The organism is Variovorax sp. efr-133-TYG-130, assembly GCF_030208835.1.
Taxonomy (GTDB): Bacteria; Pseudomonadota; Gammaproteobacteria; order Burkholderiales; family Burkholderiaceae_C; genus Variovorax.
Genome location: NZ_JARVTD010000009.1, coordinates 1 through 12248, shown reverse-complemented (window position 1 = coordinate 12248; position 12248 = coordinate 1). Strand labels below are relative to the sequence as shown.

General features: G+C 66.0%; 12 protein-coding genes and 2 tRNA genes. 10 read left to right on the top strand and 4 right to left on the bottom strand.

The genetic code is table 11. The features are described 5' to 3' along the window. Window positions 1-29: 29 nt before the first annotated feature. Together ispD and ispF are read left to right on the top strand one after the other, a co-directional pair. The gene (gene ispD, locus QRN67_RS10515) at window positions 30-752 is read left to right on the top strand and encodes a 2-C-methyl-D-erythritol 4-phosphate cytidylyltransferase (RefSeq protein WP_285411701.1); all 723 of its coding nucleotides are present in this window, start codon (window positions 30-32) and stop codon (window positions 750-752) included. Then, window positions 749-1237: a 2-C-methyl-D-erythritol 2,4-cyclodiphosphate synthase gene (ispF, locus tag QRN67_RS10510; protein ID WP_081267279.1), complete on the top strand. Its 489-nt coding sequence runs from the start codon at window positions 749-751 to the stop codon at window positions 1235-1237. The genes ispD and ispF overlap by 4 nt, the downstream gene beginning before the upstream one ends. 10 nt (window positions 1238-1247) lie before the next feature. On the opposite strand, the gene QRN67_RS10505 is transcribed toward ispF, so the two are convergent. Beyond that, a complete protein-coding gene (locus QRN67_RS10505; protein ID WP_285411860.1) occupies window positions 1248-2669 on the bottom strand; it encodes a sensor histidine kinase family protein in 1422 nt (473 codons plus the stop codon). 75 nt (window positions 2670-2744) lie between these two features. Continuing rightward, complete coding sequence (gene ompR / locus QRN67_RS10500) at window positions 2745-3476, bottom strand: osmolarity response regulator transcription factor OmpR (protein ID WP_007837017.1); 732 nt, start codon at window positions 3474-3476, stop codon at window positions 2745-2747. Window positions 3477-3649: 173 nt separating this feature from the next. Between ompR and QRN67_RS10495 the strand changes: the two genes are divergently transcribed. Both QRN67_RS10495 and QRN67_RS10490 read left to right on the top strand, forming a co-directional pair. Beyond that, entirely contained in the window at window positions 3650-4012 is a 363-nt protein-coding gene (locus QRN67_RS10495) for a hypothetical protein (protein WP_285411698.1), read from the top strand. Window positions 4013-4086: 74 nt separating this feature from the next. Continuing rightward, window positions 4087-4791 carry an SIMPL domain-containing protein gene (locus QRN67_RS10490; RefSeq protein ID WP_285411697.1) on the top strand — a complete coding sequence of 235 codons (705 nt, stop codon included), beginning with the start codon at window positions 4087-4089 and terminating at the stop codon, window positions 4789-4791. Window positions 4792-4818: 27 nt separating this feature from the next. Here QRN67_RS10490 and QRN67_RS10485 read toward each other — a convergent pair whose 3' ends face one another. Continuing rightward, window positions 4819-5589: a 3-hydroxybutyrate dehydrogenase gene (locus QRN67_RS10485; protein WP_285411696.1), complete on the bottom strand. Its 771-nt coding sequence runs from the start codon at window positions 5587-5589 to the stop codon at window positions 4819-4821. Window positions 5590-5615: 26 nt separating this feature from the next. Between QRN67_RS10485 and QRN67_RS10480 the strand changes: the two genes are divergently transcribed. The 6 genes from QRN67_RS10480 to rimO all read left to right on the top strand — a co-directional run bounded on the left by QRN67_RS10480 (window position 5616) and on the right by rimO (window position 11756). Next, a complete protein-coding gene (locus tag QRN67_RS10480; protein ID WP_285411695.1) occupies window positions 5616-6641 on the top strand; it encodes an alpha/beta fold hydrolase in 1026 nt (341 codons plus the stop codon). A 61-nt stretch (window positions 6642-6702) separates the two neighbouring features. Then, window positions 6703-8892 (top strand): RelA/SpoT family protein, encoded by a 2190-nt coding sequence (locus QRN67_RS10475; RefSeq protein ID WP_234382854.1) that lies wholly within the window; start codon window positions 6703-6705, stop codon window positions 8890-8892. Between the two features lie 48 nt (window positions 8893-8940). After that, window positions 8941-9017: transfer RNA gene (locus tag QRN67_RS10470), tRNA-Val, on the top strand. Window positions 9018-9252: 235 nt separating this feature from the next. Then, complete coding sequence (locus tag QRN67_RS10465) at window positions 9253-9636, top strand: hypothetical protein (protein ID WP_285411694.1); 384 nt, start codon at window positions 9253-9255, stop codon at window positions 9634-9636. A gap of 74 nt (window positions 9637-9710) precedes the next feature. After that, on the top strand, window positions 9711-10271 hold the full coding sequence (gene phaR, locus QRN67_RS10460) for a polyhydroxyalkanoate synthesis repressor PhaR (protein ID WP_081267273.1): 561 nt from the start codon (window positions 9711-9713) through the stop codon (window positions 10269-10271). A gap of 78 nt (window positions 10272-10349) precedes the next feature. Further along, window positions 10350-11756 carry a 30S ribosomal protein S12 methylthiotransferase RimO gene (gene rimO, locus QRN67_RS10455; RefSeq protein WP_285411691.1) on the top strand — a complete coding sequence of 469 codons (1407 nt, stop codon included), beginning with the start codon at window positions 10350-10352 and terminating at the stop codon, window positions 11754-11756. A gap of 84 nt (window positions 11757-11840) precedes the next feature. Here the strand turns inward: rimO and QRN67_RS10450 are convergent. Next, window positions 11841-11925: transfer RNA gene (locus tag QRN67_RS10450), tRNA-Leu, on the bottom strand. Between the last annotated feature and the right edge of the window lie 323 nt (window positions 11926-12248).

The window sequence follows — 12248 nt, the reverse complement described above, 5'->3', positions numbered from 1 at the left end:
CGGCCATTGGCCCGCCCGTACAGGACCTCATGTCTTCTTCCCGATTTTTCGTGCTGATTCCCTGCGCCGGCTCCGGCCATCGCGCGGGCCATGCGCAGTCCAACCAGCCCAAGCAGTACCAGCGACTGGCCGGCCTGCCGATGGTGGCGCACACGCTGGAGGCCTTCCGGGCGCTGGCGGGGCGCTTCGCGGGGCTGGCGCTGGTGGTGTCGCCGGACGACCGTGATGTGGACGCCGCGCTGCCGCGCTTTCCAGCCGAGAACGAATACCTGCTGCGCGTGGGCGGCCTGACCCGGGCGGCCACGGTGCGCAACGGCCTGGCGGCGCTGCGGCAGAAGGGCGCCGGCGCGCACGACTGGGTGCTGGTGCACGACGCGGCGCGCTGCCTCGTCAGCTCCAGCCAGATCGAGGCGCTGATTGCCGCCTGCGAGCACGACGCCGTGGGCGGCCTGCTGGCCCACCGGCTGGCGGACACGCTGAAAGCGTCGACGACGGAAAGCCGCGTGGCCCAGACCCTGCCGCGCGCCGACAAGTGGCTGGCGCAGACGCCGCAGATGTTCCGCATCGGCATGCTGCTCGACGCGCTGGAGCGCATCGGCGACGCCGTGACCGACGAGGCCGGCGCCATCGAGGCCATCGGCCTGTCGCCGCTGCTGGTGCCGGGCAGCGCCCAGAACTTCAAGGTGACCTACCCCGAAGACTTCGCACTGGCCGAGGCCGTGCTGCTCGGCCGCAGGAAGGGCATGGCATGACGGGCGCTTTCAACATCCGCGTCGGCGAGGGCTGGGACGTTCACCAGCTGGTGGCCGGGCGCAAGCTGATCCTGGGCGGCATCGAGGTGCCGCACGTCACCGGCCTGCTGGGCCATTCGGACGCCGACGTGCTGCTGCATGCCATCACCGACGCGCTGCTGGGCGGCGCCGGGCTGGGCGACATCGGCCGGCATTTTCCGGATACCGATCCGCAGTTCCGCGGTGCCGATTCGTCGGTGCTGCTGGCCGAGGCGGCACGCCGGGTGCGCGCGGCGGGCTGGGAGATCGGCAACGTCGACAGCACCGTGATCGCCCAGGCGCCCAAGCTGGCGCCGCACATTCCGCTCATGTGCCAGCGCATCGCCGACACGCTGGGCGTGGCGCTGGAACAGGTGAACGTGAAGGCCAAGACGGCCGAGAAGCTGGGCCCGGTGGGCGAGGGCCGCGCGATGGAAGCGCGCGCGGCCGTTCTGCTTCACCGCTGAGGCGGGGCGCTCAGGCCGGCTTCTTGCCGCCCTGCGACTCTCCGGGCTTGCCGGACGCCGCCGGCATTGCGCGCGGCATCCGGATGTGGGCCGCGAGGCCGCGCCCCGGCGTGCTGGTCAGCGCGAAGGTGCCGCCCATGCGCTCGATGTTCTTCGCCACGATCGACAGGCCCAGGCCCGCGCCGGCCGCCGAGGTGCGGGCGGTGTCGCCGCGGAAGAAGGGCTTGGTCAGCTGCGAGAGCAGGGCAGGCTCCACGCCCGCGCCGTGGTCTCGCACCTTGATCAGCACCGCGTCGTTGTTGGCCTGCGCCTGGATCGTCACGTCGGCCACGCCGGTGGAGGGCGTCTTGCCGTAGCGCCGCGCGTTCTCGACCAGGTTGGAGATCACCCGCGTGAGTTCGACCTCGTCGCCCAGCACGCGCAGGTCGGCGGGCACGTCGACGGTGATGTTCATCTCGTCGTAGTCCTGCACGGCGTAGGTGCAGGCGTCGACCACGTCGCGCAGCAGCACCGGGCGCGGGTCGACATGGTCGGGCCGGGCGTAGTCGAGGAACTTGTCGATGATCGCGTCGAGCTGGGCAATGTCGGCGGCCATGTGGTCGCGGGCGTCCTCGTCGGCCACGCTCATCTCGGTTTCGAGCCGCAGCCGTGCCAGCGGCGTGCGCAGGTCGTGCGAGATGCCGGCCAGCATGATGGCGCGGTCCTGCTCGATCTTGGCGAGCTGGTCGGCCATGCGGTTGAAGCCGATGTTCACGGCGCGGATCTCGTTGGTGCGGGCGCGCTCGTCGAGCCGGTGGGCCTCGTATTCGCCTTCGCGCACCTGCATGGTCGCGCGCGACAGCTGCTTGAGCGGCAGGTTGATGAGCCGCGTGATCAGCGCCGCACCCGCCAGCGACAGCGCCATCGCCGTGCTCAGCCAGACCAGCCAGGTGCGCCCGCCCACGCGGCTGAAGCGCGTGGGGTCGAGCAGCAGCCAGTAGGTGTCGCTCTCGATGGTGAAGCCGATCCACAGGCCGGCTTCGTCGTTCACGCGGCTGGCCACCGTGGTGCCTTCGCCGAGCTGGTCGATCAGCTCCTCGGTCACGCGCAGGTCGAGCGCACCGCTGGTGTAGGGCTCGAAGCGGTCGTTGGGCTCGCGCGGCAGGATGCGCACGCCTTCCTGGTCGGCCAGTGTCTTGATCAGCGAGACCCGCGTGATCGCGTCCGAATACACCAGCGCCGCGCGCGTGAGGTTCACGAGCGAGGCGATCTGGTGCGCGGTCTGGATGGCACGGGGCTCGTATTCGAGCGAGCGGAAGGTCTGCAGCCAGGCGACCGTACAGCCGATCAGCAGCAGCGCGAGGAGGAAGAAGGTGCGCCAGAAAAGGCTGAAACCCAGCTTGAGGCCGGGGCGACGATCACGGTGCGAACTCGCCTCGAGCGGGCTCGGCATCGTGACCTGTGCGCCGTCCTCCTGGACCAGGCCCTGTCTGGCGGGTTGGCCGATGGGCACCTTTCAAACGGGCGTTCAGGCCGTGCCGTCCGGCACGAACACGTAGCCCACGCCCCAGACGGTCTGGATGTAGCGCGGCGCGGCGGCGTCGGACTCGACCAGCTTGCGCAGGCGCGAGATCTGCACGTCCAGGCTGCGGTCGAAGGGCTCGAACTCGCGCCCGCGCGCCAGCTGGGCCAGCTTTTCGCGCGACAGCGGTTGACGCGGATGGCGCACCAGCGCCTTCAGCATCGCGAACTCGCCGGTGGTCAGCGAGAGTTCTTCGCCATCCTTCTTGAGGGTGCGCGAGCCGAGATCGAAGGCGAACGGGCCGAAGGTGACGGTCTCGTTCTCCGTGGAAGGGGCGCCGGGCGCCTCGAGCGGCGGACGGCGGCGCAGCACGGCGTGCACGCGGGCCAGCAGTTCGCGGGGGTTGAAGGGCTTGCCGAGGTAGTCGTCGGCGCCGACTTCGAGGCCGACGATGCGATCCACGTCTTCGCCCTTGGCGGTGAGCATGATGATCGGCGTGCGGTCATTGGCGGCGCGCAGGCGGCGGCAGACCGAGAGGCCGTCTTCGCCGGGCATCATCAGGTCGAGCACGATCAGGTCGACCGTGTCGCGCAACAGGATGCGGTTGAGCGCCTTGCCGTCCTCGGCCACGATCACTTCGAAACCTTCCTGCGTCAGGTAGCGGCGCAGCAGGTCGCGGATGCGGGCGTCGTCGTCGACGATCACGATCTTGTCGGTGCGAGCGGGAACTTGAGTCATTTCTACAACGATGAATTTGTAACAGGGCCGATTCTGAAGGCGTTGAGCACCCGTTGAGCCAGATTTACTTATGGTTTGACACTAAGTTACAAAACTTGCGGACGCTCGCGGTCTGGTCACCAGCCGTACGCGTTGAGGTGGCAAAGTCACTGCTGCCTTATGACTTTCGCTCAATGAGACAACCATACTTTGCCCGGTCATTTCTTGTCGCCTGTGCTTGTGCGCCGCTGTGGGCGCAGGCGGTTCCCGGCAATTTACTGAGGGTGGGCGAGGTGCGCCGCAGCGAGGTTCGCGATGCCGTCGCGGCCCATCGGGCCGGGCAACGCGAAGAGGTCCGCCGCGAGGAAGCCATGGCCGGCCGGCGGCTGACGGCCGCCGAACTGTTCGAGCTGCGCCAGCAGGTTCGCGGCCAATGGACCCCGCCCGCCGCGGGTGCATTGGTCAATTCGGCAGAATCGCAGCCGGCCGAGCGGATCGCACCGGCACCGCCCACCGCGGCCCGTCCGCTGACGTCTCCAAGCAGCCAACGCCGCTGAGGCGTTCCGGCGGATCAGCCGGATGGCCTGCCGGCCTCGGCTTGTCTTTCATACCAACTGGGGAGAACTACACCTTGAAAACCATCAAATTGCTCGCGGCCTGCGCCGCCCTGGCCATGGCCGGCACCGCCATCGCGCAAAGCGTCGTCACGCCCGCGCCGCAGAACGTTCTGCAGCTGTCGGCGGCCGGAACGGTCGAGGTGCAGCAGGACATGCTGAGCATGACGCTCACCACCACCCGCGACGCCGCCGATGCCGCCACCGTGCAGACGCAGCTCAAGGCAGCGCTCGATGCCGCCCTGAGCGAGGCCAGGAAGAGCGCCCAGCCGGGCCAGCTGGACGTGCACACCGGCAATTTCAGCCTCTCGCCGCGCTACACCAAGGACGGCAAGATCAACGGCTGGCAGGGCTCCACCGAGCTGGTGCTCGAGGGCCGCGATTTCCCGCGCATCACCCAGACCGCCGGCCGCATCAGCACGCTGAGCGTGGGCAATGTCGGTTTCGGCCTGAGCCGCGAGCAGCGCGCCAAGACCGAGGCCGAGGCGCAGGGCATCGCCATCGAGAACTTCAAGCAGAAGGCCGCCGAGCTGGCCAAGGGCTTCGGCTTCGGCGGCTACACGCTGCGCGAGGTGTCTGTGAACGCGAGCGACAACGGCCCGCGCCCGCGCATGATGGCGATGCAGGCGAAGGCGTCGTTCTCTTCCGATTCGGCCGTGCCGGTCGAGGCCGGCAAGACCAGCGTGGTCGTGAACGTGTCGGGTTCCGTGCAGCTCAAATAAGAAGGCTGCGTACCGCCGGGCTACCCTTTACTGGGCAGTCCAGCCGCCGTCCATGGCCCAGGCAACGCCCCGGACCTGGTCGGCCGCCGGCGAGCACAGGAACACGGCCAGGCCGCCCAGCTGCTCGACGGTGGTGAACTGCAGCGAAGGCTGCTTTTCGCCCAGCAGTTCGTTCTGCGCCTGCGCGGGCGTGATGCCTTCGCGCGCCGCGCGGTCGTCGATCTGCTTTTGCACCAGCGCCGTGAGCACCCAGCCGGGGCAGATGGCATTGACGGTGACGCCGGTGGTCGCGGTTTCCAGTGCGACCGACTTGGTCAGGCCGACGATGCCGTGCTTGGCCGCCACGTAGGCCGACTTCTGTGCCGAGGCCACGAGCCCGTGGGCGGAGGCGATGTTGATGACGCGGCCCCAGTTGGCCTCGCGCATCGCCGCAATCGCCAGCCGGGTCGTGTGGAATGCGCTGGTGAGGTTGATCGCGATGATGGCGTCCCAACGTTCGGCGGGAAAGTCCTCGACCTTGGCCACGTGCTGGATGCCGGCGTTGTTCACGAGGATGTCGACGCGGCCGAACTTCGACGCGGCGAACTTCATCATGTCCTCGATCTGCGCCGGCTTGCTCATGTCGGCCCCGTGGTATTCGGCGCGAACGCCCAGCGCCTCGATCTGCGACCTTGGAGCCTCGGCGTCGCCGAAACCATTGAGCACGATGTTCGCGCCCTGTTGCGCGAGCGACTTGGCGATGGCCAGGCCGATGCCGCTTGTGGACCCCGTGACAAGCGCGGTTTTGCCTTTGAGCATGTAGATCAATCTCCGGATGAATTAGGATGCGACGAGACAATTATCCGCACCAGGACGACTTCGTTTTCATGACCGAACCGACGCTTCATTACGTGGCGTGCGACGACGCCCAAGGCGGCCATCGCATGGCCTATTGGCAATGGGGCGACGCACGCAGTGCGCACGTCGTCGTCTGCGTGCACGGCCTGACCCGGCAGGGGCGCGATTTCGACTTGCTGGCACAGGCCATCGTGGCACGCGCCGGCGGCAACGTGCGCGTGGTCTGCCCCGACGTGGTCGGGCGCGGACGCAGCGACTGGCTGCGCGATCCGTCCTTCTACCAGGTGCCCGTCTACGCGGCCGACATGGTGGCGCTGGTGGCGCAGCTGCATCGCGAACACCCCATCGACACGCTCGACTACATCGGCACCAGCATGGGCGGGCTGATCGGCTTCGTGCTCGCGGGGCACAAGGAGCTGCCCCTGGCCCGGCCGATCCGCCGGTTCGTCCTCAACGATGTCGGCCCGACCATCGAGCCTGCTGCGGTGCAGCGCATTGGCGCCTACGTGGGCAAGAGCGGCCGCTACGAAAGTGTGCAGGCTGCGGCCGACGCCATGTGGGCGCTGTCGACCACTTTCGGGCCCCACACGCCGGAGCAATGGCTGGCGTTGTCGCGGCACATGGTGGTGCCGGCGTCCCTGCGCACGGCCGACGGCTCGGCCAAGGTCGAGGCAAGCGGCAAGGAGGGCGGTGAAGAAGGCGGCGAGGAGGGCGGCGAGGAGGGCGGCTGGCTGTTGCACTACGACCCCGCCATCGGCGTGGCTCTGCGGGCCATCACTCCCGAGGCCGCGGCGCAGGGCGGCGCGATCATGTGGAGCCTGTACGACGCCATCGAGGCGCGCACGCTCATCACGCGCGGCGCCGTGTCCGATCTGCTGTCGCGCGAAACCGCGCAAGCGATGACGCAGCGCGGCCCGCACGCCGCGCTGGTCGAGTTCGAAGGCGTGGGCCATGCGCCGACCTTCGTCGACCCCGCACAGATCGCCGTCGTCACCCGCTTCCTCTTCGATTGAGTGAAGAAGCGTGAAGCGCGATTCCTCGAGCCTCCAGACGGCGCCCGTGACCGACGCGGCCATGGTCGACTATCCGTTGTCCGCTGCAACAGCCGAGCGCTCGCCGGTGATGGAGAACATGCTGGCGCGTGCGCGCGCATTCGCCGAGCCGCTGATTGCCGATGAGAAGCTGGACACGGGCGAAAACACGCTCGCGCATGCCGATGCAGTGGCCGCCATCGTCGCGAAGATGGGCGGTTCCGAGGCGATGCAGGCGGCGAGCTACCTGGTCTATGCCTGCCAGCACCTGAACCGTCCGCAGGAGGTGATCGCCAAGGTGTTCGGCGACAACTTCGCGGCGCTCGCCGTCGAGACGACCAAGCTGGTGCGCGTGCAGGAACAGGCGCGCTCGGCCTCGCAGGGGAACCACGCCGAAGGCGCCGGCGCGCAAACGGAAAACGTGCGCAAGATGCTGCTGGCGTTCTCGCGCGACTTGCGCGTGGTGATGCTGCGGCTGGCTTCGCGCCTGCAGACGCTTCGGCATGCGGCGGCAAGCAAGCAGCCGGCGCCCGAAGGCGTGGCGCGGGAGTCGCTGCAGGTGTTCGCGCCGCTGGCCAACCGGCTGGGCATATGGCAGGTGAAGTGGGAGATCGAGGATCTTTCGTTCCGCTTCCTCGAGCCCGAAACCTACAAGCTGATCGCGCGGCTGCTCGACGAGAAGCGCATCGAGCGCGAAGGGCACGTCGAGCAACTGCGCTCGCAACTGGAGCGCGAACTGCAGGCCGAGGGCGTCAAGGCCACGGTGCAGGGGCGGCCAAAGAACATCTACAGCATCGTCAAGAAGATGCGCGGCAAGTCGCTCGACTTCGCGCAGGTCTTCGACATCCTCGCGCTGCGCGTGGTTGTGCCCGACGTGAAGGACTGCTATGCGGCGCTGGCCTGGGTGCATTCGCACTTCCAGCCCATCGACGAGGAGTTCGACGACTACATCGCGCGGCCGAAGCCCAACGGATATCAGTCTTTGCACACCGTGGTGCGCGAGCTGGTCGACGGCAAGCCGGGCAAGCCCATCGAGATCCAGATCCGCACCGAGGAAATGCACGACCATGCCGAGCACGGCGTGGCCGCGCATTGGGCCTACAAGGAAGCCGGGCACAAGGGCTATGCGGGCGTGTGGGCGAGCGGCGAGTACGACGCCAAGATCGCGGTGCTGCGGCAACTGCTGGCGTGGGAGCGCGATCTGTCCGGCGGGCTGCAGGGGCAGGGCCTGTTCGACGACCGCATCTACGTACTGACGCCCGATGCGGCGATCGTCGAGCTGCCGCAAGGTGCGACGCCGGTCGACTTTGCGTACACCGTGCACACGACGCTGGGCCATCGCTGCCGCGGTGCGCGTGTCGACGGCGCGATGGTGCCGCTGAACACGCCTCTGTCGAACGGGCAGACGGTCGAGATCATCGCCGCCAAGGAAGGCGGGCCGTCGCGCGACTGGCTCAATGCCGAGCTTGGTTATCTCGCCAGCCATCGTGCGCGCGCGAAGGTGCGCGCATGGTTCAACGCGCAGATCACGCACGAGACCGTGGCGCGTGGGCGCGAGGCGGTCGAGAAGCTGCTGCAGCGAGAAGGCAAGACGGCGGTGCGGCTGGAAGACCTGGCTTCGCAGCTGGGCTTCAAGTCGGCGGACCATCTGTTCGAAGTCGTCGGCAAGGACGAGTTCTCGCTGCGCAACATAGAGACGCTGTTGCGTCCGCCGGAGCCCGCACCTGGGCCGGACGACGGCGTGCTGATCAAGAAGGCACGCGGCAGCGAGAAGTCGGGCAAGGGCGGCGTGCTGGTGGTTGGCGTGTCCTCATTGATGACGCAACTGGCCAAGTGCTGCAAGCCGGCGCCGCCGGATGCGATTCGCGGCTTCGTCACGCGCGGGCATGGCGTCAGCGTTCACCGTAGCGATTGCAGCAACTTCCGCACGATGGCCGCCAAGGATGGCGAGCGCGTCATCGATGTCGAGTGGGGTGCTCCCAAGAAGGGGGGCGACGTACCTGTCTATGCGGTGGACGTGGCCGTGGAAGCGGCCGACCGCCAGGGTCTGCTGCGCGATATCTCCGACGTCTTTGCGCGCGAGAAGATGAACGTCATCGGCGTGCAGACGCAATCGATCAAGGGCACGGCGTGGATGACGTTCACTGTTGAAATCGCCGACGCCGCGCGGCTCACGCAGGTGCTTGGCGTGGTCACTGCAGTAATTGGTGTGCGATCTGCACGTCGTCGCTAAAAAGTGCCATTTCTCCTGCTACAATAGCTGCTTCTCGGACACATCCTTAGGCGCGTAGCTCAGCTGGTTAGAGCACCACCTTGACATGGTGGGGGTCGTTGGTTCGAGTCCAATCGCGCCTACCAATTTTCCCTCTGAAGAAGACCAGTCTTCAGGCCCACAGGGAAAATTTGAAAACTGCAGCTGCCTAGAAAAGCAGCCTGCAACTTTTCTTTCTTGCCGCCGTGATGGCACCCTCAATTCATCTCGCACAGATCCGACATCAGCGTTCGGATGTTTGCGTCATGCAGTCTGGTTTTGGAAGACCTCGGCCTTGTTGTTGTGCTACCTTGAGGGCTCTGAAATTTCATTCCAATTTTCTTGATTAGCGATCCGATACATACGCGATCAACGCTGGTTGATCCGGCTCATGCCGAGAGGCGTCTCGCGGCGCTGATGAGGCAGGCTCCTCTCGAGTTTGCACGCGCTGTCTACGGCATCAACGACCACTCGAGCGGCCGCACCGACACCATGGCCGCACGCGAGGTAGCGCGTGCACAACGCCAGGGTATGCCGGTGACCGAAGAGCGGGCTGAACAGCGTGCGCGCGCCTATCTGCCTACCGCCGGGCAGGAGCACTGCCCGCGCTGCTGGGTTGTCTACGGGCAGAAAAATCCGCTGCGTTTTCGTGATACCGCTGCAGAGCGGCCCGAAACCGCGCTCTGCCACGCATGCGGCGCGGAGTACGCAACATCGCCGGATTGAACAATGTGCGGCGCGCGGTCAGGGTAAACCTTGTCGCGATGCAGCAAAACGGCTCCCTAGAATCATCCGATGACATGGGCGTCCATGTGAAGGAGTCCGCAGTGCAGAGCAAGAAGTCCGGGGTCAAGCCGGTACAGCGTGTGATCAAGAAGTACCCCAACCGAAGGCTCTACGACACCGAGACATCGACGTACATCACCTTGACCGAGGTGAAGCAGCTGGTCATCCAGAATGCGCAGTTCGTGGTGCGCGATGCCAAGACCGGCGACGACCTCACGCGCAGCATCCTGCTGCAGATCATTCTCGAAGAAGAGGCGGGCGGCGCGCCGATGTTCACCGAGCAGGTGCTGGCCAACATCATTCGCTTCTACGGTCAGGCAATGCAGGGGTACATGGGGCCGTATCTCGAGAAGAACATCCAGGCCATGACCGAAGTGCAGGCGCAGTTGGCCGACAAGGCCGAGGGCCTGACGCCCGAGATGTGGTCGCGCTTCATGACCATGCAGTCGCCGATGCTGCAGGGGCTGATGGGCAACTACGTCGAGCAGTCCAAGAACGTTTTCCTGCAGATGCAGGAGCAGATGCAGAAAAACACCGAGCAGGTATTGGGGGCCTTTGGCATCAAGCGTCCGTGAGTACCGCCCGATCGCCGTAAGTCGAAGGTTTTTCGAAGGGCGCCCGGCCGTCGCCGATAGCTGGGACAATAGAGGCATATGAGCGAAGTTGCCTCCCCCGAACGAACGGCCACGCCGACCGCCCCCAAGGTCGGATTCGTGAGCCTGGGCTGCCCCAAGGCCCTTACCGATTCCGAATTGATCCTGACCCAGCTGAGTGCCGAGGGTTATCAGACCGCCAAGACCTTCGAAGGTGCCGATCTGGTGATCGTCAACACCTGCGGCTTCATCGACGATGCCGTGAAGGAGAGCCTGGACACCATCGGCGAAGCGCTGGCCGAGAACGGCCGTGTCATCGTCACGGGTTGCCTGGGTGCCAAGACCGGCGACCAAGGCGGCAACCTGGTGCGCCAGATGCATCCGAGCGTGCTGGCCGTTACCGGCCCCCATGCCACGCAGGAGGTGATGGATGCGGTGCATGCGAACCTGCCCAAGCCGCACGACCCGTTCATCGACCTGGTGCCCAACACCTTCGGCGTTGCCGGCCTCAAGCTGACGCCGCGCCACTACGCCTACCTGAAGATCAGCGAAGGCTGCAACCACCGGTGCACCTTCTGCATCATCCCGTCGATGCGCGGCGACCTCGTGTCGCGGCCTGTCGGCGATGTGCTGGGCGAGGCCAAGGCCCTGTTCGAGGGCGGCGTGAAAGAGCTGCTCGTGATCAGCCAGGACACCTCGGCCTACGGCGTCGACGTGAAGTACCGCACCGGTTTCTGGGACGGCAAGCCGGTCAAGACCCGCATGCTCGAGCTGGTGCGCACGCTTGGTGAGATCGCCGAGCCGTACGGCGCCTGGGTTCGCCTGCACTACGTGTACCCGTACCCGAGCGTGGATGAAGTCATTCCGCTGATGGCGAGCGGACAGGTGCTGCCGTATCTCGACGTGCCGCTTCAGCACAGCCACCCCGATGTGCTCAAGCGCATGAAGCGCCCGGCCAGCGGCGAGAAGAACCTCGAGCGTCTTGCGCGTTGGCGCGAGGTGTGCCCGGAGCTCGTGGTCCGCAGCACTTTCATCGCCGGCTTTCCTGGCGAAACCGAACATGAATTCGAGCATCTGCTCGACTTCATCCGCGAAGCCGAGATCGATCGTGCCGGTTGCTTTGCCTACAGCCCGGTCGAAGGCGCCACGGCCAACGACATTCCAGGCATGCTGCCCGAACCGGAGCGCGAAGCGCGCCGTGCCCGCTTCATGGAAGTGGCGGAGGCTGTATCGATCGCCAAGCTCCAGCGTCGCATCGGTTCGACCATGCAGGTGCTGGTCGATTCGGCGCCGGGCCTGGGCCGCAAGGGTGGAGTGGGGCGCACGTACGCCGATGCGCCGGAGATCGATGGCACCGTGCGCCTGCTGCCGCCCGAGAAGATCAGCAAGACGCTGAAGGTCGGCGAGTTCACGCGCGCGCGCATCGTGGGCGCCGAAGGCCACGACCTGATCGCCCTGCCGATTTGATGCAGATTCGAACGGACAAGAAAAAAGCCACCGGAGACCGGTGGCTTGTTTCGGAACACGACCTGGCGGGGGTCAGTGTGAATTTGGTGCCCAGAAGAGGACTCGAACCTCCACGATGTTACTCGCTAGTACCTGAAACTAGTGCGTCTACCAATTCCGCCATCTGGGCATTCTCTGCTTTTCAGCAAAGACTGCGATTATATACACAGATTCGGCGCAACCTTTTTGGCCAGTCGAAATTTTTGCGCCTGCATGGTTCTGCCCATGTGGACGGTGTGTTGCCGAACGCGGGCGAGCGTGGTCGTGCGCGCGAGGTCGGTGTCCGTGGGGGCAATCTCGTGAACGCGTCGCGTGTCACGCAGATGCGAGCGACCATGAAAAAAGCCACCGGAGGCCGGTGGCTTGAATCGAATGACCTGGTAAAGGTCTGTTTAAACTTGGTGCCCAGAAGAGGACTCGAACCTCCACGATGTTACTCGCTAGTACCTGAAA

Bases quoted from the DNA above. Each gene is read 5' to 3' on its own strand.
- ispD (WP_285411701.1), top strand. From the start codon at position 30: ATGTCTTCTTCCCGATTTTTCGTGCTGATTCCCTGCGCCGGCTCCGGC.
- ispF (WP_081267279.1), top strand. From the start codon at position 749: ATGACGGGCGCTTTCAACATCCGCGTCGGCGAGGGCTGGGACGTTCAC.
- QRN67_RS10505 (WP_285411860.1), bottom strand. From the start codon at position 2,669: ATGCCGAGCCCGCTCGAGGCGAGTTCGCACCGTGATCGTCGCCCCGGC.
- ompR (WP_007837017.1), bottom strand. From the start codon at position 3,476: ATGACTCAAGTTCCCGCTCGCACCGACAAGATCGTGATCGTCGACGAC.
- QRN67_RS10495 (WP_285411698.1), top strand. From the start codon at position 3,650: ATGAGACAACCATACTTTGCCCGGTCATTTCTTGTCGCCTGTGCTTGT.
- QRN67_RS10485 (WP_285411696.1), bottom strand. From the start codon at position 5,589: ATGCTCAAAGGCAAAACCGCGCTTGTCACGGGGTCCACAAGCGGCATC.
- QRN67_RS10480 (WP_285411695.1), top strand. From the start codon at position 5,616: ATGCGACGAGACAATTATCCGCACCAGGACGACTTCGTTTTCATGACC.
- QRN67_RS10475 (WP_234382854.1), top strand. From the start codon at position 6,703: ATGGTCGACTATCCGTTGTCCGCTGCAACAGCCGAGCGCTCGCCGGTG.
- phaR (WP_081267273.1), top strand. From the start codon at position 9,711: ATGGGCGTCCATGTGAAGGAGTCCGCAGTGCAGAGCAAGAAGTCCGGG.
- rimO (WP_285411691.1), top strand. From the start codon at position 10,350: ATGAGCGAAGTTGCCTCCCCCGAACGAACGGCCACGCCGACCGCCCCC.